Below are 23,785 nucleotides of genomic sequence, written 5' to 3'. Positions count from 1 at the left end.
AATTTAAAGCCCCAGATCCTTCATTATTTTCTTTCTCAATGGTTCCGGAATTTCTTTGGAACCATGATCGGGGAAAACCGACGATTTACCGTTTATGGATACCTTGCGGTGGCTTCCTCCACCTCTAGCCTTCTCAATTAAAACTCCTTGAGAAATTAGCCATCGGCGGAACTCACTGTATTTCATCCATGCCTCCTTTTCGACCAAGCGATGATGACACATAAAACAGCAAATACAACATTTTTGTTTCATTCAACAACAGTTGTGATAATACATAGAGCAAAATTTTAACTAAAGAAGTCAACCCCTTGGCGATACAAAATATCCATTGGCAATTTTTCCCTTAAGAAAATTTCGGCGGAAATGCATCGGCAACGCGACATGTGTGAATGGGTACGTGTATACTGTTATAAGAATTTTATTCTGCCTTATTTAATTATTATCCAATCAACCAAGATACCACCATGATCCAAGGCACGTTATATATTGTCTCCGCGCCAAGCGGAGCGGGTAAATCAAGCCTGATTCAGGCTTTGTTAAAGACTCAACCTCTGTATGATACTCAGGTTTCTGTTTCCCATACCACACGTGCAATGCGTCCCGGTGAAAATCAGGGTGAGCACTATTTCTTTGTCACGGAAGAAGTCTTTCGTCAGATGATCAGTAACCATGAATTTCTGGAACACGCCCGTGTTTTCGGTAATTATTACGGCACATCCCGAAAAGTGATTGAAGACACCCTTGCCAGTGGCGTTGATGTTTTTCTTGATATCGATTGGCAAGGAGCGCAGCAGATCCGCAAACAAATGCCCTTTGCCCGCAGCATTTTTATCCTGCCGCCGTCAAAAGAAGAGCTCTGTCGCCGTCTGCGCGGTCGAGGGCAGGATAGTGAAGATATTATTGAAAAACGCATGGATCAAGCCGTTGCAGAAATGGTTCACTATAACGAGTATGATTATTTAATCGTTAATGATGATTTCAATACTGCATTGGCCGATCTGCACACCATCATCCGTTCAGAACGCCTGCATCGGGAGCGCCAGGCACAACGGCATGATGCTTTAATCAGCAAATTATTGGCAGACTGAACCAAGTTTCAGTATGATGCCCAGTCATTTCTTTACCTGTGGAGTCGCACACATATGGCACGCGTAACTGTTCAAGACGCTGTAGAAAAAATTGGTAACCGTTTTGACCTGGTGTTGGTCGCCGCTCGTCGAGCACGTCAACTGCAAACAGGTGGTAAAGATCCTCTGGTTGCTGAAGAGAACGATAAAGTCACGGTTATCGCTCTGCGTGAAGTGGAAGAGGGCCTGATCAACGGTAAAATTCTGGACGTGCGTGAACGCCAGGAACAACAAGAGCAGGAAGCCGCAGAAATGCAGGCGGTTTCCGCTATCGCGGAAAGTCGTCGTTAATCTACGGTAGGTCTGCCTTGTATCTGTTCGAAAGCCTGAATCAGCTTGCCCAAAAATACCTGCCCGGGGCTCAGATTGAGCTCCTCAAGCAGGCTTACACTGTTGCGCGGGATGCCCATGAAGGGCAAACCCGTACCAGCGGTGAGCCTTACATTACTCATCCTGTCGCAGTTGCCTGTATTTTGGCCGAGATGCGTCTCGACCATGAAACGCTGATGGCCGCCTTGTTGCATGATGTTATTGAAGACACGCCCGCCACCTTTCAGGATATCGCCCAGCCTTTCGGCCCTGTGGTTGCCGGGTTAGTCGAAGGGGTTTCCAAACTTGATAAGCTGAATTTCCGCGATAAAAAAGAGGCACAAGCGGAAAATTTCCGCAAAATGGTCATGGCAATGGTGCAGGATATCCGCGTCATTTTGATCAAACTGGCAGACCGTACCCACAATATGCGCACGCTCGGCGCGTTACGCCCAGATAAGCGCCGCCGTATCGCCCGGGAAACGTTAGAGATCTACAGTCCCTTAGCCCATCGTTTGGGTATCCATCATCTGAAAACGGAGTTAGAAGAGCTAGGGTTTGAAGCCCTTCACCCTAACCGCTACCGGGTTATCAAAGAAGTGGTAAAAGCGGCCCGAGGTAACCGTAAGGAGATGATCCAGAAAATTTTGTCTGAAATCGCAGGCAGGCTGGCTGAAGCAAATATCGAGTGCAAAGTCAGCGGTAGGGAAAAACATCTCTATTCTATCTATCGGAAAATGCACCTCAAAGAGCAACGTTTTCATTCAATTATGGATATCTATGCTTTTCGGGTCATCGTTAACAATGTTGATATCTGTTATCGGGTTTTGGGGCGGATGCACAGCCTATATAAACCCCGTCCGGGCAGAGTCAAAGACTACATTGCCATCCCTAAAGCTAACGGCTATCAATCCTTGCATACTTCCCTGATTGGCCCTCACGGCGTGCCAGTTGAGGTCCAAATCCGCACCGAGGATATGGATCAAATGGCGGAAATGGGCGTCGCAGCACACTGGGCTTACAAAGAGCAGGGTGAATCCGGTACAGCCGCACAAGTCCGTGCTCAGCGCTGGATGCAAAGTCTGCTGGAATTACAGCAAAGTGCCGGTAGCTCTTTTGAATTTATCGAAAGCGTTAAATCTGATCTGTTTCCTGATGAGATTTACGTTTTTACCCCGAAAGGGCGCATTGTGGAATTACCTGCCGGTGCCACCCCGGTCGATTTTGCTTATGCCGTACACACCGATATTGGTCACGCCTGTGTTGGCTCGCGAGTTGATCGCCAACCGTACCCATTATCTCAACCGCTTACCAGCGGTCAAACGGTTGAGATCATTACTGCGCCGGGCGCTCGCCCAAATGCGGCCTGGCTGAACTTTGTCGTCAGTTCAAAAGCCCGCGCTAAAATTCGTCAGTTGCTAAAAAACCTTAAACGAGAAGACTCCATTGGGCTAGGCCGCCGTCTGTTAAATCACGCGTTGGGTAGTGGGAAGAAACTGGTTGATATTCCGCCGGAAAGTATCAATAAAGAATTGACGAGAATGAAACTCTCGACAATAGACGATCTGCTGGCTGAAATCGGGCTTGGCAATACCATGAGTATCGTCGTCGCCCGTAATTTGCTAGGCGCGCCGCCAGAAAATACCACCAATACCTATCACAACAATGGCGCCCGTAAATTACCCATCAAAGGCGCTGACGGTGTGCTGATTACTTTTGCCAAATGTTGCCGACCCATCCCCGGTGACCCTATCATCGCCCATATCAGCCCCGGCAAAGGGTTGGTTATCCACCATGAGTCTTGCCGTAATATCCGTGGTTATCAGAAAGAACCCGAAAAATTTATGGCCGTCGAGTGGGATCAAGAGATCAATAACGATTTCACCGCCGAAATAAAAGTGGACATGTTTAACCATCAAGGGGCGCTGGCAAATCTAACCGCCGCCATTAATGCAGCCAATTCCAATATTCAGAGTATGAATACCGAAGAGAAAGACGGCCGGGTTTACTGTGCTTTTATCCGGCTCACGACTAAAGACCGTATTCAGTTAGCGAATATTATGCGCAAAATCCGGATCATGCCGGATGTGATGCGAGTCAGTCGTAACAGAAACTAAACCGGATAGCCCGTGCAAATCAGCAGGTCAACAGCCAGCAGCGCTATCTACCGGCGATGACGTCGCCGGATATGGGGCTGGCGGCATATCATCCTGGTTATCAAAGAACAAACCAATCAATACTGAATCAACCTCATCCAGTATGCGGTCTAACCAACCCTCCCCACCTACACCAAACATCAATACCAGCCCGATAGCGATAAATAACAGTGGTAAGATCCATGTTCGGCACCAATACGCTAACAGCATACGGGGATACCGCGAGTAGCGAATTTTGTTGCCCAATAAAAACCCACAGACGGCCAACAATATGATCCCGATAGCCAGTACCATCCGACTTATCAGCCCCCCATAAGGCATCACACACAGAACCGATAAAAACCCGTCTTCCATCATGTCCCGCCAGATAACCACATGAGTGATACAACTCAGGAGATAAACGGACCACAAGCCCGCTGCAAAAACCAAGTACGCATGTGATTAGCTTGTGATGATGTCCGGGAGCGCGTCGACTTCACCGTTTTCGTTACCGCCGCCTGACCCTTCTGGGGCATAGGTTCAACGACTGCCGTAACAATCAGCATCAGGCGACGACTTCCCTGTTTCTCACGAAAGAAGACTTTTTCACAGGCGATCACATCACGTCGCTCATTGTAGATATAATTCATCACATCTGTTGCCCGGCGTTCTGTCACTCGGAACACCTGGCTGATTTCACTTTTGGTAAATCCGCGCCCCTTCAATAATCCCCAATACGCGACTGCCATGTACAACGGTGTATCTTTCAAATGAGACAAACAGGCTGGCAGCCGAAAATCCCCATGATTACTTTGTTTGCCGGTAATAGTCTGACCTCCAGGCAAATCGGTCTGGCTGCCGCTTATCTGAAGCAGCATTGAATCATTAACATTGGTTGTCATTTTACTCTCCACTGGTGACTAACTGGTCAATTTGTTACCACATGAGAAATGAAATAGTGTGATTTATTGAGACGAAGTACCTATGGCGGCTAAGCCACCATGCCATATTTAAATACCTTGCCAGCGCAGCGTTATTTCACGACTAGAGTTGCCGTCATAGACGTTTTGAACTCACCAGAAAGCTTGGGGTCTATCGCCTTCGTTTGCCAAAGCTGCACAAAAAACCTGTTGAGAGAATGATGAGAATAATACACTACATTATTTTTAGTTTTTTTCACGGCTGACTTAGCATCTACAGTAAAAACCAGCACACTTTTAGGGTCAGCTGCAGAACCAAATGTTACTGGCTGACCAATCTGGTTGCCGCCTACAAGCTTAGTCTGTATGCCTAGAACTCGCGGCAACAGTTTTATCTCCAACGCGTTACCGAAGTCCTTAGTCCCCTCCGCCTTAGTGTCCATCACTATACTTTTACCATCAACACCTAGATGCTCGGTAGAAAAATTCACAATGGCTACGCCTGTATCTTCCTCATTGGGTGTATTGCATGCAACACTTATCAATAGATCATATATACCTACCGTTTTCCGGTGTAACTCTATTGGGAATATCGCGTCCGACGGCTCCCGGCGAATCTCTCCGAAATCAAAATTATTACTAGACTCACTTTCAAAAATACAAGCCGGAGGGGACATCACTGTTACAGGGTCTTTGATAGTCGGAAGAATTGGTCTAGACCACCACATAAAATCCCCTCCATCAATTAAAATACCCACAGGTGCATTAACATTCTGGGTTTCGAATTCAACTTTTTCATCGGCCTTTCGCTCCCATGAAAAATCTACCCCTTGACAAGACACATTAAAAGAAAGGTCACTTAGTTTTGCCTTTGCTACACTTTCATCATCCTGATTACCAGTAGTTCTCGCCTTGAGCGTTGATAGTTCAGAATAATTTGCATCTGGATATGGCTTATTAAGGCTCACCGTAAGGTGTACAATGGCTACTCCTGGACGACCATTTGTAAATTTGGCTTCAATTGAGCATTCGTAACTGCCTGAAACCACTCTCGGGACTTTAAAAATTTCCCCGTGCCCTGCTTTGATCTGGAACTTGACCTGATCCAACGTTTTACTACTACCCCACTTCATAGACAGTGTTGGAAACACATCTTTTAAGGTCGCTTTACCCGTTGCCGGATAAGTGATTATTCCGTCACTCCACTTTACCTTTCGAGCAGGCCCCAGAGCTTCAATGGCGCGATCAGCATTCCAATTTATTGTCGACGCGGCGAACAGTGTGGGAGAAGAAAAGATACCCACGGATAGGCATATCATCCCCACCCATATCGGCATCGGCCACCAGCGACAATGAACCACCATCCAACTCATATCCTGTTTTATCTTGTTAATAAATGTCTTATTCGTCTTCATCGGCTGCCCAACCGGGAGTAACTTCCCAGTTGTCCTGTTAGAAATTTTCATTCGTTGATACACCCCATCCCGACCAAATCACATCCGCCTTTCAGAGGGTCCTCTTCCTAATAATTATGGTTTTCCACATTAGGTTGTCAGTGCAGAGCCACAACACATTGCCTCATCTTAACGACAGGTTTCGTTCAATTGCCTCATTGGATTCCAGCTTTTATCTGCCTTCGCCTTTACCGGAGGAGGCCCCAGGTTAAACGCCACCTCGCACTGCCTGTCCGGTGTACTGCCCCACTTCACTTTCAGTACCCCGCTGGGTGGCATACCACTCAGGTACACTTGTCCACCCTCCCCGACTATCGCGGCCAGATTTGTGTCTGTATCCCCTTTAAGCCCCGCCATTGCCCCAAACGGCACGGGCTTACCGTTATAGGTCAAATTCATCAGCAACTGCTGCCCAATACGCACGGGGTAATCCACCATCACAACCGCGCCACTCGTCGGGAATACGTTCTTGCTACCCTGTGCCATGTCAGCCCCTTCCGGCAGCGATGACGGATCTAAACTGATACTATTACGGCTGTACGTCTGGGCATAAGGCACAACCGCATATCCCCAGCGATTAGTAGTCACCGAACTGGAATTCATCACACGAATACCTGCAACCCCCGATGTCCGCACTAATACAGCAGCATCACCAATACGCGATGCCAAAGTAACGCCATGCTGATGTGCAATCAGTCCTCCACTAAACCCGTAGTTCACACCACGTCCCCCCCATGAATCGTAGTTGTATCCCAAGTTGGCTTGCCCAAAGGAACCAAGATATCCCATTGACACTGATCCGCTGCGCCCTCTCCCTTTATTCGCCTGACTCTGCGATACGTTCCAAGACAGACTATTATCATCCAGCACCGATCCGCCTATGCCCAACTGGTTATTACTGCGTCCCGTACTATCACGGGAAAAACTATAGTTAGCATACGCATTATTCAGCGCCGCATAGGAGCCAAACAGACTCAGTGGAACGTTTACGTTCAACGAAATTTGCCGGTTCTCAGGCCAGTCACCGTTACCGCGCATGCGATCAATGCTGTAATTAAGCCCCCAGCCCACACGGTAGAAAGAACCATTCAATCCCATCGATAGTGTGGTGTTAGTTTTAGAGCTTCCCCAGTAGTTATCCCGCTGACCACTGAGCCACAGAGAATAGTTACCGGGCAATGACTGGCTCAGTCGCATCTGCCAACTACTGCGTCGCCGCTCAGACATCCAAGAAGGGAGTTCTCCCCAAACACTGTAGCCTTGAGTATTCGCATCCGAAAAACTCAGGTAATTACGTGTGGAATAGCGGTACGCGGTTAAATCCACTGTCGTGCCAGTGGTCAGCATACTTTTCGAATATTTAGCGCGGTAAGATTCCCCACGCAGGATGTCAGGCGTATTTTGTAACCGGGTCCGGGAAGTCGTGATATCCGCAGATAATGCCCCCATCATACCCAGAGAGAGCCCAGTTCCCAGCGCCGCAGATTGGTACGATTGCGCCACCAGGCCACCACCGTATAACGTGACGTTACCAGGCAGACCGTAAATCATCGAGGCCATACCAAACACCGGCTTACGTATGCCGCTGCCATATCCACTACTGTAATAACGCCCGGCGGCCACTTCGTACTTGAATTGCCCCTGCCGCAACATCATAGGCAGACTGGAATAGGCCTGAGTGAACCCATGATGAGTACCATCGGCCTCAGTTATCGTTACCTGTAAGTCTCCCCCGACCCTGCTGCCCACCAAGTCTGTGATACGAAATGGACCGGGTGCCACGTTGGTTTGATAAATCACACTGCCATTCTGCGTCACCGTAATCTGAGCATTAGATTTAGCTATCCCACTGATAATCGGCGCAAAACCACTCAGCCTGCCGGGCATCATCGGGTCACTGGTGGCAAGCCCAATACCACGATAAGGAAAACCATCAAACACCTGACCTGCCACACTACCGGTCGAGGTATCCCCTATCGTCAGATCACTGCGTAACGCCACCACGTCCCGCTGCAAATAGGTTTGCTGAAAGTTCCAACGTTGCTGGGATTCGGTTGTTTTTTTCACTGCGTCATTGAATGAGTCATACCGGTTATAAGTTTGAGTGTTATAAGAATAAGTAGCCGTATTACGAAGACGCCAGGCCCCCAGATTCAATCTAGAATTGAAGCTACCGAACAGACTCTGATTAGTCTGTTTATTGCCAAACTGTGAGCGTTGATTCTGGCTGCCATTGATGCTGTAGTTCAGTAAAAAAGCCGGAATGCCCTCCTGCCATAACTTCGGATCAACCAGGCCATTCGTTGAAGGCTTCATCGCTATTTGGGGTACGCTTACATTCAGCTGCATCTGGGAAAAGTTCAAGCGGGCCGCCGCTTGGGGAATCAATTTACCCAACGGACTCTCTATCGGCTTATCCACCGGCAATGCTTTCAATGCTGGTATACCGCTGATATTAACACCAGCCGCTTCCAACAAATCTGGGGTAAGTACCGGCGTCAGCTCGGCATTACCCTCGCTATGACGCTGGAACGTAATATCACGCGTATCAAAAAAAGTACCATTCACGTAGATATCAACACGGTAAGTTCCCGGCGCCTGACCTCCTACGGTCTCAAACTGTGATAAGTCTACCGGTTGACCGGAATTCGAACCAAAGTCCAATAAAGCCGGATCAAAATAATCACGCGCTGTTGCCTGAGCGCTCCATCCCGTCAGAAATGCCAGCATCACCCGACAAAAAACGAGAGACCCCCCCATTTGGTGCTTTGATAGGGTAAGAGAAGTAAAAATACCTTGATTTACACAACGACAACAAGTAGACGGCCGTTTTGAACGACGGCTTATTGCCGGAATCAACACTTTCATTCTTAATTGCCATCTCTTATTTAACATATAGAGGTTCATTGCTCATATCTATTCTGTCGATATCTTGCAACATCGCTATTGACCACTGCCGGATACGGCAATAGATCTACTCTCTTCATCAGTGTCTAACCCAAACTCATCAATAGCACGCCACGATACAGTGACATGACTACCAGGAGACACTTTACCCGCCGGCAGCGACCAGCTCTGCTGACCAAAGGGTGGCACCATCCTAAACAAATCCTTGCCCGGTACGGCAAACGAACTTACATGCAAAGTCTGCAACGTTATCCAAAACGGTGACGGATTAGACAGCATCACGACATCCTCTTTTACTGACGCACTTAACTGTTTCACCGCACCGGCAACCCCCTTTTCTGGTAACCCTTCAGGACGGTAGAACAATTTCACCGCCAGAGCTGTCACCATTCTCATCTTGCCAGAGTCATCTTTAGATACTGGTAATTGTTTCTCAGAAGGCAACATAAGCAGATTCAGAAAGAACAGAGATTCTCGATCTTTCGGCAAAACCCCACCAGTACGAAGGATTTTCAGCACCTGCCGTTCATCTGCCCCCACCTTCGCAATCGGCGGAATAACGATAAATGGCGCCTTAACCCCCAGCGGTAAACCGGTCTCTGGGTTTAGTTCTCGTACGATTGACTGAATGAGATAATTGTTGTCGCTGTTATTAATGAGTGTCGAAGAGACTCCGTTGCTGGATGATTCAGGATAAATCACACGAGCGTCATCGAGATACAACCCCTTCAGACTCTCTGCTGCCCTGAGCGGCAATACCGGTAATATTATTGCCAGAACACATGACACAGTTATAACGATCTGTTTTATTGAAATATTACGCTCCACCATGTCATGCTCTTCCAATTTCAAAATATAAAAACATACTTAGTCGGCCCGTAACGTACCGCTCTGTAGTCTACTCACTCCACCGGCATCGGTGATCATCGACCATGTCACTTTACTTCCCGCCGTACCTGCCAAGGAAAAAGTCATCTGGCCGAAAGGGGCCAACATTGACGGGGCTTTGTTAAGATCTACTGCCTTGCCATCAAGTTTCAATTGGGCAAAAGTCTGGTAATACGGTGTTGGGTTAGTCACTACGACAGTATTGCCTGCTCGTATAAATGTCAGTCGGCCATAGGCCTGCTCCGGTGTCATCGGCAGCTTATCTGGCCGGTAGATAAGTTTAATATTCATCCCCAGCGCAATAGACAGAGATGCTCCAATCTCTCCTGGTTTTCCATTGCCATTGGCCTTGCTCTCATCTAGTGTTTTCTTCGCCGGGATCGCATTAATACGAAAACGAAACAGAGACTCTCGATCAGCTGGGAAATCACCACCAGTACGTATAACACGCATCACGTTCAAGCTATTACCCTCCATGCGAAACAACGGAGGCAACACGGTAAACTCCGATGAACGGGTATTTGAGTTATCTCCCGGAGTCACAGCAGCTTGTATTAGATACACCTCATCGCCTGAATTCTGCAATGACATGCTTTGCACCTTGTCGCCCTGATGATAAATAATACGTGTCTTCCTCAACATAAGACCCGCATGTGCTGGTGACGATGCCATAACCGCCCATATCGCCAGCATTCCCATGACTATCATCTTTTTCATATATCCCACTTCATCTCAGAGAATCAGACAAAATCCCTTGAATACACCCGGCTTAACGCCATCTACTGATACACAAACTCAAAATGTATCTTCACATCCGCAACTCCTCCGCATAATACATTGGTATCGTTATTCTCTGTTTTGCAGGTTACTGGATTATTTGTATCGCCCAGACCTCCCACATACGCCCTGAACCTCCTCATTGTTCCCTCCAATTTCCCACCATTTCCTTTTACACTGTCTGAGAGGTCTACCCTATACGGATCAGTCCCCTTCCTTACCTCTACAAACTTGCTAGTTCCCTCGTCGAATAACCTAACCCCTACTCCTTTAGTACTGTTGTTAACAACATCACTGTCATCAGGCATGAAAAGCTCCCGATCTGTTATGGCAGGCACATCACTCCATATGTAGAAAGCGGGTTTTGATTCGCCTAGATCACAGTCACTAAACATAAAGTTCAGTTCCACGGGATCTCTTGCGATATATTTGCTATTTCTGAGTTCACTGGCATAGACCGGAGCGAAATCATCATTATAAAACCCGGCAAAGCTGGACCCATTCACACTCAACACACAGGTCGGAGGCAATAACATGCCTCTGAAATTGATTGTACGCTCCGTATCCGTATCCGCCTGCACTGGAAAAGTCGTCACACAACCGATGGTCCATCCAATCAGCATCATGAAGAGCAACACATATTTTGCCCTGCTGTGATATGTCATTAATTCACTGTTTATAAGATTGCTATTTTTCGTTTTCATCTAACTCTTTCCGCCTCTCCCAATTTTTATCATCCGTGATAAATCACACCTCACTGATAAGAATATGTAAATGTGACGTGCGCAATCAGCGTCCCGGGTTGAATAACCTTACTATCTATTCCACGTGCGATTGCTACCATTACATACATCTCAGCACTGCCCTCATCAAATTCAACCTGGAACGGGAACTCCATTTCCTGATGATTGATTGACAACTGATCATTCAGCCCTATTTTCTTCTTCTCATTTTCTTCGATTAAAATAATAAACCCCAGCCCCTCAGAGGTACCAGAATCACCGGAACTAGGATCACTAAATATCACACCATGTTCAGCGTCGATGGTATTTCCAGATACAGTGATCTTGGGTATAAGGCCGAGACTCCCCGGATCGCCACAATTCGTTAATTTCAGCTTAAATGACTTGGGGGCTGATACATTCCCTTCATGACTAAACTCCGCCGCCAGCAGGGAACCAAAATTCAGCTCCGAACCCTTCATATCACCACCACCGATCTCTATGTCACAAGGATCAGGATAAACATTTACACGCAGCTGTACGTTTACCCCACTCGTGATCGTCGCAGGGTACTTGGGCTCGGTCTTGGACTTGGAATCATCAGCCATGACGCTGCTTGCCAGGAACAGCAGAACCGTTACAGAACTCCAGCAGAAGCAGCGCATCACAACCTGCAATACCGGGTTTCTACCCTTGGTCAGGAAGGTCGACTGGTCATTCAGCCTGCTTTTTTTTTGTTCTGTCGCTGTCCCAAACATCGTGCTCACCTCAAATTAACCCTATCACTCTTCTGTTAACGCGATATCACGCTGCAATGCCGATACATCAACGATAATTAAACGTAAACGTCAGCGTAGCCTTGATTTTTCCTGCCTTTTTGCAGACCGCTACCGTCTGCCCGCCTGCCAAAGCACATACCAGTGAAAATTTCACCGGCACAGTAGGCGTTTTATCGTTTACGATTGTGCCTTTATTAGCCAGATGAAAAGGTTCACCGTCCTTTAAATCTGGGGACCATTCTGTTCCACTAAACTTCTTCAATTGCACAGTGATGCCCACTGCCGTTGAAGCTTCGTTTTTTTCATCTGCTCCTTTATCACGAAACAAGCTCTTATCATTCGTACCAACATGATTTCCGGTAACGGTAATCGTGGGAGTAATACTGTTTCTATTGACCACACTCGTGCAATTTCTCAGCGTAATCTGAGTTTCCCTGTTAACTTTTCCTAATACCAAGTCTGCAAACTGCACTATGCCCAGCTCGATATTATTGCTGTCCACAATGACATCACACGTGCCTTGAGTAATTTCAGCCTTAAATGTGGCCCCGGCAGAATTCGCTGCCCACAAGGGACCAGAAGAGAGCCACAGAACCCCACCCATGCCTAGGTAACTCAGGTATCTCTGTATACGCTGAACCCTTGAAATACCGGCTTTACTGAATTTCACCATCGAAGTTCTCTCCACCGCCGAGATCGTTGATCACCGCCCATTCCACTTTCTTTTTGTTCTGATTGTTCTGAGCGGGATAAACATGGGTGCTGAAAGGCGCCAGCATTTGCGGATGACTGTCAGAAAACTTCACCGGCACCCCATCAACTTTGATCTGGGTAAAGCTGATGTGATAAGGCGAATTGTTACTGACTTGAACGCCACCGGGAGCATGGGTAAAGCGCAGCGCTTTGTATGCCAGCTCTGGTGTACCCACCAACCCCGTTGGCCGATAAAATAGTTTGATCGTATTGCCGATGGCATAGGCCAGCCCACCCGAAATCTTAGCGCTTTCAGAGCGCTGGCCCGGAGCATTACTACCGGGAATGGCAGAAGCATTAAAATAAAAGACGCTCTCCCGGTCAGTCGGCAACTGACGGGTATCACCCAAGATGCGCAACGTATTGGTCCCTTGAGGGTCCAGACGGAATAAAGGAGGCGAGACATAAAATGGTGTTTTACCCTTGCCATCAACGGTGGAGCTGATTTTAGCCGTCACCAAGTAAGGGATATTAGTTGTCGTATTACGCACCGAGACTATTGCTTCAGCTTTATCCTGTAAAAAAACAATGCGTGTAGCGTTGATGCCAAACCCGCCTTCAGCCCAGCTCTGTGACGCAAACAAAAATATGCCCAAGACGAGGCTTTTTACTATGATGTTGGGAAGTCGGAGTTTACTGATCATTATTTTTTCTCTTTTCGCCTCGTTACTCAGCCAATAGCGGTTTATAAAACGCCGTTTCAATCATCCAGAACTTGCAACCTAAAGAAGCCTGAAGAGAGGCTCCTCAGGCTGGTTTATCGAATTAACAATTACTCATATGCTATGGAAAAGTTAAGAGGAGCATGAATCTGCTGAGGAGATGGTTTTTCAGCCACTGACGCCATATAAGCTTTAAAGGTTACAGACTTGTTATTAAGAGCTTCCACTTTAGGATCTTTATCACTTGATGAAGCCAATACGATCTTGCTGTCTTTCTTAAGAAGCTCTTCCGTTGCAGTAGAGGAATCACCAACCTTATAGGTTAATGCAACACCCGCATTTGGAACGAAACCCTGCGTATTACCCTGACCATCACTAAATACATCAGTTGTTGATGCTATCGTAGCCCCTGTCACCAGTAGCTTAAGTGATTTCTTTGCGGCAACAGTCCCATCACAGCCACCGACACCGACAGAAAAAGTTTCATATCCAGGAATAACAAACTTTCCCTCCAATAAGCTATTCGAACCAGCCCCAGGCTTGAAGTCATCTGGCTTATGGTTACCCAAACTCACATCACCATTTTTTACGCCACTGGTAATGTCACATGACACATCCGAAACAGTACCGGTAATGGTCACTTGAGCATTATTTTTCGCATTAGCAACCGAAGCTGCCCCCAAAACCAACGCCGCCACGACGCTTATCTTTAATATCTGTCTTTTCATTTCATTAATCTCGTTTAACTACTTAACTAAAGTCCGATTCAAATTCGTGTATCATGTTTTGACAAACAGAGACATCTAGCTGTACATAAATTTGTCAATTAGGACCATTTTGACAATTGAGATACAAAAATTTTTCTGTGCAAAAACAGAGCAATATAGAGATAGCTGTAGTTATTTTGCAAATTTTAAGGATATTTAATTATTTAATCCGAAATTAGTAACAGTAATTTCTTTAAAGTAACGAAGGAAGTGTAATGTTTTTACATATTGGAATAAAAAGAGTGGATTATCGAAATGTTTTTGTGGTAAGATGTTTGGGATTTACAAATATATACAAATCTGTCTCTTTTTTTATTAGAAAACTTTCAGTATAATTTCTAGGCAATTGTATCTCAATTGTCAAAATGGTCCTAATTGTAATTGCTTAACGTTTACCCTTTATACCCCAAACCCCTTGAAATCGTTCAGCATTACTGGCAGTATAGCGCACTGTATGGCGGATGTTTTTATGTCCAAGGTAATCTTGTATCAACCGGGTATCTATTCCCCGGTCTGCAAGAGCAAAACCGCAGGCATGGCGCAACATATGCGGATGCGGATCTACAGAGATATTAGCCAATTGTCCTAATTGGCTAATAATCTGATAAATACGCTGGCGAGTAAGCGGTTTCCCACAACGTGACAAAAACAGCCAATCACTATCAGCGCCCTGAAAAGTTTTGCGCACTTTAAGCCATGCCTTAATCGCCTTAACTTCACGCTGCAACAAAGGATGATTAGTACAAAACCCGCCTTTTAATCGCCTGATATATAAGCATTTTTCTTTTAATTCCATATCAGATAACCGTAAATGCCTGGCTTCGCTAACACGAAAGCCGTGAATATAGCTCATATACACCAGACAGTAATTCCGTTCTGGATTAGGCCCAACTTTTGCCATCTCCAACATGCTTTCTACTTCTGATTGAGTCAGATATTTTCTTTGGCCCATGATTATTTCTCCAAAATATATTGATAGTACAACCCGGCTATATCCCGCTTAGAACACCCTAACTCTGGGGACCCAGACCAGGAACAGGCAGAACCTGAGGATAAAATACACACCAAACCCAAATGATGCATGTTGTCTACCCAGGCTACAGAAGGTTATACAGATATGGGATAAAATTTAAACACCTTTTTTGATTATTTTTTCACCTCAAAAGAATGTTAGTTTACATTTGGTTGACGGGGAGGATTATTCAAAACAGACTACAAGAACCTGTCGTTACAAATCGTCTTCTCGGTTATAGCAGCTTACTCTCAAGGTATTGATATGATTTTCAATCAGTTACTGGGAAAAATATTCCGTTGATTACGTCAAACCCGTCTGTATTATTATGGATGGTAAATAGGATCAGGCCGTGGTCTGTGAAACATGACGGACGGCCATGCAATCAATGGAGATAAAGAAACCGTATGAAAGGCCAACTGCTTGATGCCATCCCTTTGACTTCCCTGCATGGCATCGGGGCAAATCAGGCCGCAAAATTAGCAAAAATAGGACTGGTTAATTTGCAGGATCTGCTGCTACATTTCCCGCTGCGTTATGAAGACCAAACACGCCTTTATACGATTAATGATCTTTTACCGGGTATTTCCGCCACCGTCACAGGTGAAATTCTTCGTACCGATGTTGTTGTTAGTCGTCGTCGAACCCTGATCTGCAAAATTAGTGATGGTACCGGTGTGCTCACACTGCGCTTTTTTAACTTTTCTATGGCAATGAAAAGCAATCTCGCGAAAGGGAAACAGGTTGTTGCCTACGGTGAAATCAGAAGAGGCAGTCAAGGCGCCGAAATTATTCATCCTGAGTATAAGATTCAAAATCATACTGGAAATGTGCAGCTTCAGGAGACATTAACACCGATTTACCCCACAACGGAAGGTGTTCGTCAAGCGACGCTGCGTAATCTCATTGATCAAGCACTGAAATTGCTAGATACCTGTGCAATCAATGAACTCCTGCCGGAAGAACTTAGCCGCTCTATCATTAGTCTGCCGCAAGCATTGCATATCTTGCACCGTCCAACGCCAGATATTGCTCTGGCGGATCTGGAAACTGGCAGACATCCAGCTTATCGCCGTCTGGTTCTGGAAGAACTTTTAGCGCATCATTTAAGTATGTTAGCCGTCAGAGCTGGCGTACAACGCTATCACGCTCAGCCATTGCCGATGGAAAACGAGTTAAAACCGCAATTCCTTAATCGCCTGCCATTTTCGCCAACTCATGCGCAACAGCGGGTTGTCTCGGAAATTGAGCAGGATCTGGCAAAAGATGTTCCCATGATGCGACTGATTCAAGGCGATGTAGGTTCAGGAAAAACACTGGTTGCCGCATTGGCTGCGTTGCGGGTTATTGCTCATGGCAAACAGGTTGCCCTGATGGCGCCGACTGAACTACTGGCAGAACAGCATGCAAATACCTTCCGGCAATGGCTGGAACCTTTGGGGATTCAGATCGGCTGGCTAGCGGGTAAGCAAAAGGGGAAAGCGCGTCAGAAACAACAAGAAGCCATTGCCAGCGGTCAGGTCGCCATGATTGTTGGTACGCATGCCATGTTTCAGGAACAGGTGAAGTTTTCCGGTCTGGCGCTGGTGATTATTGATGAGCAACATCGATTTGGTGTTCATCAACGTCTGGCTTTGTGGGAAAAAGGACGTGAACAAGGTTTTCATCCTCACCAATTGATTATGACGGCCACCCCGATTCCCCGTACCTTAGCAATGACCGCTTATGCCGATCTCGATACTTCTATTATTGATGAATTGCCACCGGGGAGAACGCCGGTCACAACAGTTGCGATCCCGGATACACGCCGCGAAGAGGTTATTAAACGGATCAAAAATGCCTGCCTTGATGAAAACAGACAAGTCTATTGGGTTTGTACGCTGATTGAAGATTCTGATGTGTTGGAAGCTCAAGCCGCGCAAGCCACCAGTGAAGAGCTGACTCTCGCCTTACCGGAACTGAAAGTTGGGTTAGTGCATGGCCGAATGAAAGCCGCAGAAAAACAGGCAGTGATGGAGGCTTTCAAATGTGGAGAATTACAGCTTCTGGTCGCCACAACGGTTATCGAAGTTGGAGTGGATGTGCCAAATGCCAGTTTGATGGTTATCGATAACCCGGAACGGCTTGGCTTGGCGCAACTACATCAATTACGCGGACGAGTCGGCCGTGGCGCTATTGCCTCCCATTGTGTTTTACTTTACAAAACGCCGCTGAGCAGTACTGCCAGAATACGCCTGCAAGTACTCAGAGACAGTAACGATGGTTTTGTTATCGCGCAAAAAGATCTGGAAATTCGTGGTCCCGGGGAGCTATTAGGAACACGCCAAACTGGAAATGCGGAATTTAAGGTGGCTGATTTGCTAAGAGATCAGGGAATGTTGCCGGAAGTACAGCGTATTGCCCGGCATATTCACCAACGCTATCCTGAACATGCTCGTGCCTTAATTGAACGCTGGTTACCGGAACGGACACATTATAGTCATGCGTGATTGAGAACATATCGGCGCGGGCTTTTCGCTTCTCAACGCTGCCAAAAATATGGATATTTGGTTTTATTCAATAATTAAGATGCTCTGCTACAGGACTTTCTTTTAATTATTCAGTTTAATTGGCAATATATTATTTCAGAAGGAATTAAAAATCTAATTATAAAGATAAGTAAAATAAAATTCTTATTCTAATCTGCTATTTTTCATTATTTTCTTAAAAAAATTAAATCCAGTACCTCGGATTAATTGATACGACGTTTCACTATCCGAAGTCTTTTACCCGCTAATTGGGGTAACAGGCGGTTCCGACATTTTTCATCAAATTCAGTTATAGTGTATGCGGTATTAGCGCAATGTTATGCTCAAAGGTAAAAATGGTAATAGATGTAAATCTATGATAGGAAATTTTCATCAATGTAATATTGAATTACTAAGTTTAAATAGTAAATGTTTCTATTAACCCAATGAATGTAATTTTAAATATTTTCTTTTCGAAGTATAAAACTTTGATAGAGGTCACACAAATATTAGTTTTGTTTTGGTTTTTTTATCTATACTTAATTTCATTATGGTATACATTAGGGTGTTTTTAAATTAGAGCTAAATAAATCTACGTTGATATAATGGAGAGTTTAATATGATTTATGCTAAAAATATTTCAGATAAGGTGGTTAAAGTTTCAATTAATAAATGGGGTAGTGAAGAAGGTGATGACGAATATGTTGATATTAATCCAGGAGAGGTGGCTCAATGGGGTAGATCAGATGAGCGCGGTTTTTTAATGTCAGTAGCACGCAAAGATAGTGTTACATTGTTGTATTCAATAAGATCAAATGGCTACATAATTATTTATAATAACTCGGTTGAAAATAACGGTAGCCGAATAGATTCTTTATATTCCATACCATCCGTCTAAAAAAATTTTATTATTGCACTAGTTTTCTTAATTTAATTTCAGATCATATATTGTTGAATTAAATGTAAATGTTAATTATTGACATAGTGGAGGATTTATGATTTATGTTAAAAACCTCTCAACTGAACCGGTTAAAGTTTCGGTTAATAAATGTGGAGAGGAAGGCAGAGAGGAATATTTAGCTCTTGATTGTGAAGATGTAAAGGTGTGGGATCTATCCGATACGCATGGTTTTATATTTTCAGTAATTCAGCGAGGTATTGAAAAATCATATTCTGCTTCGCAGAACAGTTTTATTATTATTTTTGATGATCATGTACAAGATAGCGGCACTAATATATCTCATTTAGAGAAATAAATGAGAATTTGTCATCTGATTTAATTGAGTGTTAGACCCAATTAAATCACCATCATCAGGAATGGAATCTCCATTCCTGAACTATTTATATTCAATGGTTTGCTACTTTCGCCCGTAATGCTTGTTTTCCTGCTTCACTGATAAAGATATTTCCAGCCTATTTATGATTAATCAGTTGTTTTATCAACTTCCGCTGACATAATTTCCAGACTGGGTATTTAGAGAGGATGTATATCTTTATGGCTACTCTTATTAATACGCAAACATGTAACTTAAATATATAACTTAAATATATAACGTAATCTTATAATGATTATCTGTAAAGCAAAGAATAAGAATCACCAAGGGTGGCGTAATATATTTTCTGTTTATAAAAAAATGAGTTATTTTTGTTTTTTTAGAATTTATATTTCAAACTATTTCGTAAAGTTATTTTCTTTTGATATTTATTTGAAAAGTGGTTTTGGTAATAACAGGGCGGGAGAGCTAACATTTCGAATTAAATAAACGATAGGCTGAACCGAGGTATTATGGCTCAGCCTTGTTTTTCGTGTTTTTTAGTAATTCATAATGACAATGGATTAATCATCATATTCACTGTGTACTATATTATCGCCACCAACATCCCAGGCTAATCTTTCTCCATTCGCCCGCAGGACTGAGAATGAACTTCCTGATGCGCTCAAGCTGACTATATCTTGTAATCGGGCTATCCCGGGTGGAACGCTGATACCACCCCCGCCATTGTCCCCCCAGGAAACCACACTGCGGTCTGCCCGTAGGACAGCAAAGGCATAAGTTGCTGCTTTCAGACTGGCGACATCCTTTAATGCGGCAATTTCGGGAGGGATTTCACCGCCTCGAAGATTATCCCCCCAGGCGACTACGCTACGATTTGCCCGCAAAGCCGCGAAAGCATAGCCTGTTGCACTTAGACTGACAATACTGCAATTGAGCAATTTCTGGCGGGATTTGCCCGCCATAGTCCGAAAGTACCCAAAAGTCATCTTGGTTGGCGGTTGGCTATTTTGATTACTGGTAGCTCCATACACTTTTAGCCATAATGGCTATTCGAGCCATTTTTAGACGGTAGGTGATGTATGGAAATTATTCCCGCACAACTAGCTAAGAACCAGTTTGGTGATCTGCTTAGGAAAGTTCAGCGTGAACCTGTGGAAATTACTAAGCATGGAAAGCGCGTGGCCGTGGTTATCTCTCCTGAAGAGTATGATCAGTTCGCACAGCTCAAGTTACAGAATTTAAAAGCCGTTCTGGCTGAATCTATTGCACAAGCTGATCGTGGCGAATTGCATAGTATTGATGATGTATTTGCACCGTTGACGGTTGATGAACTTGAGGGTAAGGCTTAAGGATGAGTGTCCGGTTTACTAAGAAAGCCAGAGAGCATATTCGTGCAATCAAACTCTATTCTATGCGCCGATGGAGGGCGAATGTCGCGGAAGCTTATTCAACTTCGTTACGTGTGACTATGACGGAAATTCTTGATCGTCACCCATCCCCTGGCCGTGATCGCAGTGACGATCTTTATTTTGGTGTGCTGAGTTTCCCCGTAGAGAGCCACATTATTTACTACCGGGAAGTTCCGACTGGTATTGAAGTGTTGGCGGTGTTGCATCAGACGCAAGATCCACATAACCATCTATAATGAAGAGCATAAAACATGGGATACTTTATTTAATTCGCAATAAAATAAGCAGTTAAACTTTTTTATCAGATGTTTGAGTGAATTACCCGAGCGCCGTTTTCCTCAGAAACCTGAGTTGTCGAACTATTTCATCCGGTTCTCACCGGACACATACCCCACAGATTTTATGCTCTCTGTACGCTATGCAGCTCAGCACATGGCCTCCTACCAAACCCTGACTTTCTCACCAGAATCCCGGCTGGAGGTCAGGAAGAGTTGTTTAGCAGGACGAGGGAAAGTCAAAAAAATCCCGCGATTTTCATCGGGGGATTTGTATAGGAAAGACAACAGATATAGGGGATTATCTCGTTAAACCTGACAAACAAGAGCTGTATCAAGGCAATTTCGTTGATAATCATCCCAAAAACCTGGGGAATGAGCCTCAATATCGCTTTGTAACAGCATTGGTTTTTGCCATTTAAATTGTTTGAACCCTGCCTTTTGGATCGCTGCTTGATATTGTTCACGACTCCAACGATACATAGTGAAAGGGCTAGGTGGTGTGGTAAGAAATTCAGCTTTCAGGAGAGTGGTGTCTTTCACCGGCTCTTCACTCAGAATTTTTATACAATAATTCTCATAATTCCCTTTCTCTAATCGATAATCAGGTTCAAAGGTATACGCAATTAGTTTACCGGAAGGCTTGAGATGAGCAGCAATGACACGGAACATAGTTTCAAGGTCTTCAATAGATTCTGCATGGCAAAATAACCAAGCTGCATTAACTATGTCAAACTTGCCAAATGACTCCATCTTGCAGACATCTCTTACGTGAAATTCGATATCGTCACCGTATTGTTGTGATTTGCTTTTCGCAATCGCTATCATGTTATCTGATATATCAACTCCAATGACTTTTGACGCACCACGATTTTTGTATTCTCGACTAAAGAGGCCATATCCACAGGCTAAATCTAACACTGATTTCCCGTGTATATCTCCTGCCAGATTGAAGATAGTTCTGATTTCTACTTTGATATGGTCAGTAGCATCTGAAAAGCTCTCGTAAAGATGTGCAATAGGGCCATATAAAGTGTTATCTTTCATGTTTTTTTATCCTTAGCTAAAGGCCAAAATACTTTATTTATCGAAGAGATATATTACTTAGTATGAATTAATAATTACTGAAAATTTTTCTCTTATTATAAATAAGATTCCAAAATAGTACCACATCTTACATCACTCACGATTCCATATATAACAATTGGTTAGCAAAATAACGCATAGCAAAATCATGAAACGTTATCTATATTAATACGTTAGTGATGAATTAGATATGATTTTTTAATATTGGTTAATTTTCGGATAAATATAAGGAGGAAAATAAATATAAAATACCTATGATGTGTTCTGTGGAAACTATTATTCTTATAATAATTATGTCGTATCATCAATTGTTGAAATTAGAATAATCTCAGCGTTAAACAATAGAAAAATGACAATGACCCGTCGTTATGCCTTTATATGGACTCCCCTGAACGATCAACGGATTTTATACGGGTATATCAACAACAATACTGCACCAGCTATTCAGTTGGTGCAGTATCTTGCTAATTTACTCTACACCGCCGGGAATACCGGCAACAGCAGATAGAGTTTAATCACAATCGCGTTAACGATATCGATAAAGAACGCGCCAACCATCGGCACCACCAGAAACGCCACATGGGATGGCCCAAAGCGATCGGTAATCGCCTGCATGTTCGCAATGGCGGTAGGTGTCGCCCCTAAACCGAAACCACAGTGACCCGCCGCCAGCACCGCAGCATCATAGTTTTTACCCATCACCCGATAAGTAATAAAAATTGCATACAACGCCATGACGATGGCCTGGATAGTGAGAATGACCAGCATGGGTAATGCCAGCGATGCCATCTGCCACAATTTCAGGCTCATTAGCGCCATTGCCAGAAACAGGGAAAGGCTTACGTTACCCAGTACAGAAACCGCTCGGTCAAAGACTCGGTAAAAACCTAACACCGACAGACTGTTACTGAGGATAACTCCGATAAACAGCACACAAACGAATGTCGGTAATTCAAACCATGTACCTTGCAGAAGTTCAGATACAAAATTACCTGCCATTAGACAGATAGCAATCAATGCGATCGTTTCCAGCATGACCAACGCAGTGATCATCCGCCCAGTATAAGGTTTTTCAAATGCTGTTGGCACTTCGGTATCATCTGACCTCAAGCCTGGGGTTTTGGTATTTCTCACCAGAAAACGAGCAACCGGGCCACCAATCAAGCCACCCAGTACTAAACCGAAAGTCGCACAAGCCATTGCTACTTCTGTTGCATTTTCAAAACCATAACGCTCACTAAACAGTTTACCCCAAGCGGCACCGGTACCATGACCACCAGATAGGGTAACAGAACCCGCCAGTAAGCCCATTAATGGGTCCAGCCCTAACAGTTCAGCCAGGGCGATACCCACCGTGTTCTGAACCAGCAACAAGCCAACAACGACGAAGACAAATGTGAGCAAGACCTTACCACCCGCTTTCAGGCTGGCAAGATTGGCATTCAAGCCGATAGTGGCAAAGAAAGTTAGCATCAAAGGGTCTTTAAGAGACAAATCAAAGCTGATTTCCCAACCTATTGTTTGTTTAACAGCTAAAAGAATCAGAGCAACTAACAGGCCACCGGCGACCGGCTCAGGAATGGTGTATTTTTCAAGAAATGGGACTGATTGTACAAGTTTGCGCCCAAGTAATAGTACTAATGCGGACGCCACAAGCGTGCCATAAACATCAAGATGATACATCTATGTACCCCAGCTATATTGTTAAAATTATGTAAGTTATTACGACGTTATACTCATCCTTTAGAAAACGCCAAAAGCAGGCAACGCTGGATTAGAAAAAAAATCTGCAACAAACACAAGTTAAAACATATAAAAATGTGACCAAAGCGAATCATGGCAACGAACAGAATTTTTACGCAAACGATTGCCTTTACACCATTGATCATTAAAATGCGTTCTTTGTCAGTCCGGAATTTCACACCATGCTCACCTCATCCCCTGAACAGGCTGAAACAATACCCCCGAAAAAACCAGCTAGTGAATTGATTTATCCGGTGCGCCGTAAAACCCCGCTCT

At 44.7% G+C, this 23,785-nt stretch carries 24 protein-coding genes; 8 read left to right on the top strand and 16 right to left on the bottom strand.

Features of this window, described 5'->3' with window-relative positions; translation table 11 throughout:
* Positions 1 to 3: 3 nt before the first annotated feature.
* Positions 4 to 186 (bottom strand): type II toxin-antitoxin system HicA family toxin, encoded by a 183-nt coding sequence (locus ACGF5R_RS05525; RefSeq protein ID WP_036778383.1) that lies wholly within the window; start codon positions 184 to 186, stop codon positions 4 to 6.
* A gap of 278 nt (positions 187 to 464) precedes the next feature.
* On the opposite strand from ACGF5R_RS05525, the gene gmk reads away from it, so the two are divergent.
* From gmk to spoT, 3 genes are read left to right on the top strand one after another with little or no spacing between them, the layout of a single operon-like run.
* The gene (gene gmk, locus ACGF5R_RS05520) at positions 465 to 1,088 is read left to right on the top strand and encodes a guanylate kinase (protein WP_112878899.1); all 624 of its coding nucleotides are present in this window, start codon (positions 465 to 467) and stop codon (positions 1,086 to 1,088) included.
* A gap of 54 nt (positions 1,089 to 1,142) precedes the next feature.
* Positions 1,143 to 1,418 carry a DNA-directed RNA polymerase subunit omega gene (gene rpoZ / locus ACGF5R_RS05515; protein WP_011144672.1) on the top strand — a complete coding sequence of 92 codons (276 nt, stop codon included), beginning with the start codon at positions 1,143 to 1,145 and terminating at the stop codon, positions 1,416 to 1,418.
* Positions 1,419 to 1,435: 17 nt separating this feature from the next.
* Positions 1,436 to 3,553 (top strand): bifunctional GTP diphosphokinase/guanosine-3',5'-bis pyrophosphate 3'-pyrophosphohydrolase, encoded by a 2,118-nt coding sequence (spoT, locus tag ACGF5R_RS05510; RefSeq protein WP_036846176.1) that lies wholly within the window; start codon positions 1,436 to 1,438, stop codon positions 3,551 to 3,553.
* Between the two features lie 27 nt (positions 3,554 to 3,580).
* Here spoT and ACGF5R_RS05505 read toward each other — a convergent pair whose 3' ends face one another.
* The 12 genes from ACGF5R_RS05505 to ACGF5R_RS05450 all read right to left on the bottom strand — a co-directional run bounded on the left by ACGF5R_RS05505 (position 3,581) and on the right by ACGF5R_RS05450 (position 15,152).
* A complete protein-coding gene (locus ACGF5R_RS05505; protein ID WP_387690025.1) occupies positions 3,581 to 3,946 on the bottom strand; it encodes a hypothetical protein in 366 nt (121 codons plus the stop codon).
* 35 nt (positions 3,947 to 3,981) lie between these two features.
* The gene (locus ACGF5R_RS05500) at positions 3,982 to 4,473 is read right to left on the bottom strand and encodes a CaiF/GrlA family transcriptional regulator (protein WP_036846182.1); all 492 of its coding nucleotides are present in this window, start codon (positions 4,471 to 4,473) and stop codon (positions 3,982 to 3,984) included.
* Positions 4,474 to 4,604: 131 nt separating this feature from the next.
* Positions 4,605 to 5,957 carry a hypothetical protein gene (locus ACGF5R_RS05495; RefSeq protein ID WP_387690023.1) on the bottom strand — a complete coding sequence of 451 codons (1,353 nt, stop codon included), beginning with the start codon at positions 5,955 to 5,957 and terminating at the stop codon, positions 4,605 to 4,607.
* A 117-nt stretch (positions 5,958 to 6,074) separates the two neighbouring features.
* Positions 6,075 to 8,840: a fimbria/pilus outer membrane usher protein gene (locus ACGF5R_RS05490; RefSeq protein WP_387690021.1), complete on the bottom strand. Its 2,766-nt coding sequence runs from the start codon at positions 8,838 to 8,840 to the stop codon at positions 6,075 to 6,077.
* Positions 8,841 to 8,888: 48 nt separating this feature from the next.
* On the bottom strand, positions 8,889 to 9,683 hold the full coding sequence (locus ACGF5R_RS05485) for a molecular chaperone (RefSeq protein ID WP_112878905.1): 795 nt from the start codon (positions 9,681 to 9,683) through the stop codon (positions 8,889 to 8,891).
* Positions 9,684 to 9,719: 36 nt separating this feature from the next.
* The gene (locus ACGF5R_RS05480; RefSeq protein WP_228956793.1) at positions 9,720 to 10,457 is read right to left on the bottom strand and encodes a molecular chaperone; all 738 of its coding nucleotides are present in this window, start codon (positions 10,455 to 10,457) and stop codon (positions 9,720 to 9,722) included.
* 62 nt (positions 10,458 to 10,519) lie between these two features.
* Positions 10,520 to 11,221 carry a fimbrial protein gene (locus ACGF5R_RS05475; RefSeq protein ID WP_387690019.1) on the bottom strand — a complete coding sequence of 234 codons (702 nt, stop codon included), beginning with the start codon at positions 11,219 to 11,221 and terminating at the stop codon, positions 10,520 to 10,522.
* Between the two features lie 50 nt (positions 11,222 to 11,271).
* On the bottom strand, positions 11,272 to 11,997 hold the full coding sequence (locus tag ACGF5R_RS05470) for a fimbrial protein (RefSeq protein WP_387690018.1): 726 nt from the start codon (positions 11,995 to 11,997) through the stop codon (positions 11,272 to 11,274).
* 67 nt (positions 11,998 to 12,064) lie between these two features.
* Positions 12,065 to 12,691 carry a fimbrial protein gene (locus tag ACGF5R_RS05465; RefSeq protein ID WP_387690017.1) on the bottom strand — a complete coding sequence of 209 codons (627 nt, stop codon included), beginning with the start codon at positions 12,689 to 12,691 and terminating at the stop codon, positions 12,065 to 12,067.
* Positions 12,675 to 13,355: a molecular chaperone gene (locus ACGF5R_RS05460; RefSeq protein WP_240000845.1), complete on the bottom strand. Its 681-nt coding sequence runs from the start codon at positions 13,353 to 13,355 to the stop codon at positions 12,675 to 12,677. Before ACGF5R_RS05460 ends, ACGF5R_RS05465 begins: the two co-directional genes overlap by 17 nt.
* 188 nt (positions 13,356 to 13,543) lie before the next feature.
* Positions 13,544 to 14,161, bottom strand: coding sequence for a fimbrial protein (locus ACGF5R_RS05455; protein WP_146747917.1), 618 nt, complete (start codon positions 14,159 to 14,161; stop codon positions 13,544 to 13,546).
* A 424-nt stretch (positions 14,162 to 14,585) separates the two neighbouring features.
* A complete protein-coding gene (locus tag ACGF5R_RS05450; protein WP_049584031.1) occupies positions 14,586 to 15,152 on the bottom strand; it encodes a tyrosine-type DNA invertase in 567 nt (188 codons plus the stop codon).
* A gap of 467 nt (positions 15,153 to 15,619) precedes the next feature.
* Here ACGF5R_RS05450 and recG point away from each other — a divergent pair, with 467 nt between their 5' ends.
* The 3 genes from recG (at position 15,620) to ACGF5R_RS05435 (ending at position 18,975) form a co-directional block, all read left to right on the top strand.
* Positions 15,620 to 17,701, top strand: coding sequence for an ATP-dependent DNA helicase RecG (gene recG / locus ACGF5R_RS05445; RefSeq protein WP_387690016.1), 2,082 nt, complete (start codon positions 15,620 to 15,622; stop codon positions 17,699 to 17,701).
* 637 nt (positions 17,702 to 18,338) lie between these two features.
* Positions 18,339 to 18,617: a hypothetical protein gene (locus ACGF5R_RS05440; RefSeq protein WP_112878910.1), complete on the top strand. Its 279-nt coding sequence runs from the start codon at positions 18,339 to 18,341 to the stop codon at positions 18,615 to 18,617.
* Between the two features lie 97 nt (positions 18,618 to 18,714).
* Entirely contained in the window at positions 18,715 to 18,975 is a 261-nt protein-coding gene (locus tag ACGF5R_RS05435) for a hypothetical protein (RefSeq protein ID WP_112878911.1), read from the top strand.
* A gap of 581 nt (positions 18,976 to 19,556) precedes the next feature.
* Here the strand turns inward: ACGF5R_RS05435 and ACGF5R_RS05430 are convergent.
* Positions 19,557 to 19,958 (bottom strand): hypothetical protein, encoded by a 402-nt coding sequence (locus tag ACGF5R_RS05430; RefSeq protein ID WP_112878912.1) that lies wholly within the window; start codon positions 19,956 to 19,958, stop codon positions 19,557 to 19,559.
* Between the two features lie 117 nt (positions 19,959 to 20,075).
* Between ACGF5R_RS05430 and ACGF5R_RS05425 the strand changes: the two genes are divergently transcribed.
* Both ACGF5R_RS05425 and ACGF5R_RS05420 read left to right on the top strand, forming a co-directional pair.
* A complete protein-coding gene (locus ACGF5R_RS05425) occupies positions 20,076 to 20,345 on the top strand; it encodes a type II toxin-antitoxin system Phd/YefM family antitoxin (RefSeq protein WP_112878913.1) in 270 nt (89 codons plus the stop codon).
* A 2-nt stretch (positions 20,346 to 20,347) separates the two neighbouring features.
* Positions 20,348 to 20,641 (top strand): type II toxin-antitoxin system RelE/ParE family toxin, encoded by a 294-nt coding sequence (locus ACGF5R_RS05420; RefSeq protein WP_112878914.1) that lies wholly within the window; start codon positions 20,348 to 20,350, stop codon positions 20,639 to 20,641.
* A 348-nt stretch (positions 20,642 to 20,989) separates the two neighbouring features.
* Here ACGF5R_RS05420 and ACGF5R_RS05415 read toward each other — a convergent pair whose 3' ends face one another.
* Both ACGF5R_RS05415 and gltS read right to left on the bottom strand, forming a co-directional pair.
* On the bottom strand, positions 20,990 to 21,727 hold the full coding sequence (locus ACGF5R_RS05415) for a class I SAM-dependent methyltransferase (RefSeq protein WP_112878915.1): 738 nt from the start codon (positions 21,725 to 21,727) through the stop codon (positions 20,990 to 20,992).
* Positions 21,728 to 22,240: 513 nt separating this feature from the next.
* Complete coding sequence (gltS, locus tag ACGF5R_RS05410) at positions 22,241 to 23,449, bottom strand: sodium/glutamate symporter (protein ID WP_112878916.1); 1,209 nt, start codon at positions 23,447 to 23,449, stop codon at positions 22,241 to 22,243.
* Between the last annotated feature and the right edge of the window lie 336 nt (positions 23,450 to 23,785).

The organism is Photorhabdus sp. RM71S (genome assembly GCF_042879355.1).
GTDB lineage: Bacteria > Pseudomonadota > Gammaproteobacteria > Enterobacterales > Enterobacteriaceae > Photorhabdus > Photorhabdus kayaii.
The sequence above is the reverse complement of the archived record's forward strand: the minus strand, read 5'-3'. Positions and strand labels throughout refer to the sequence as shown.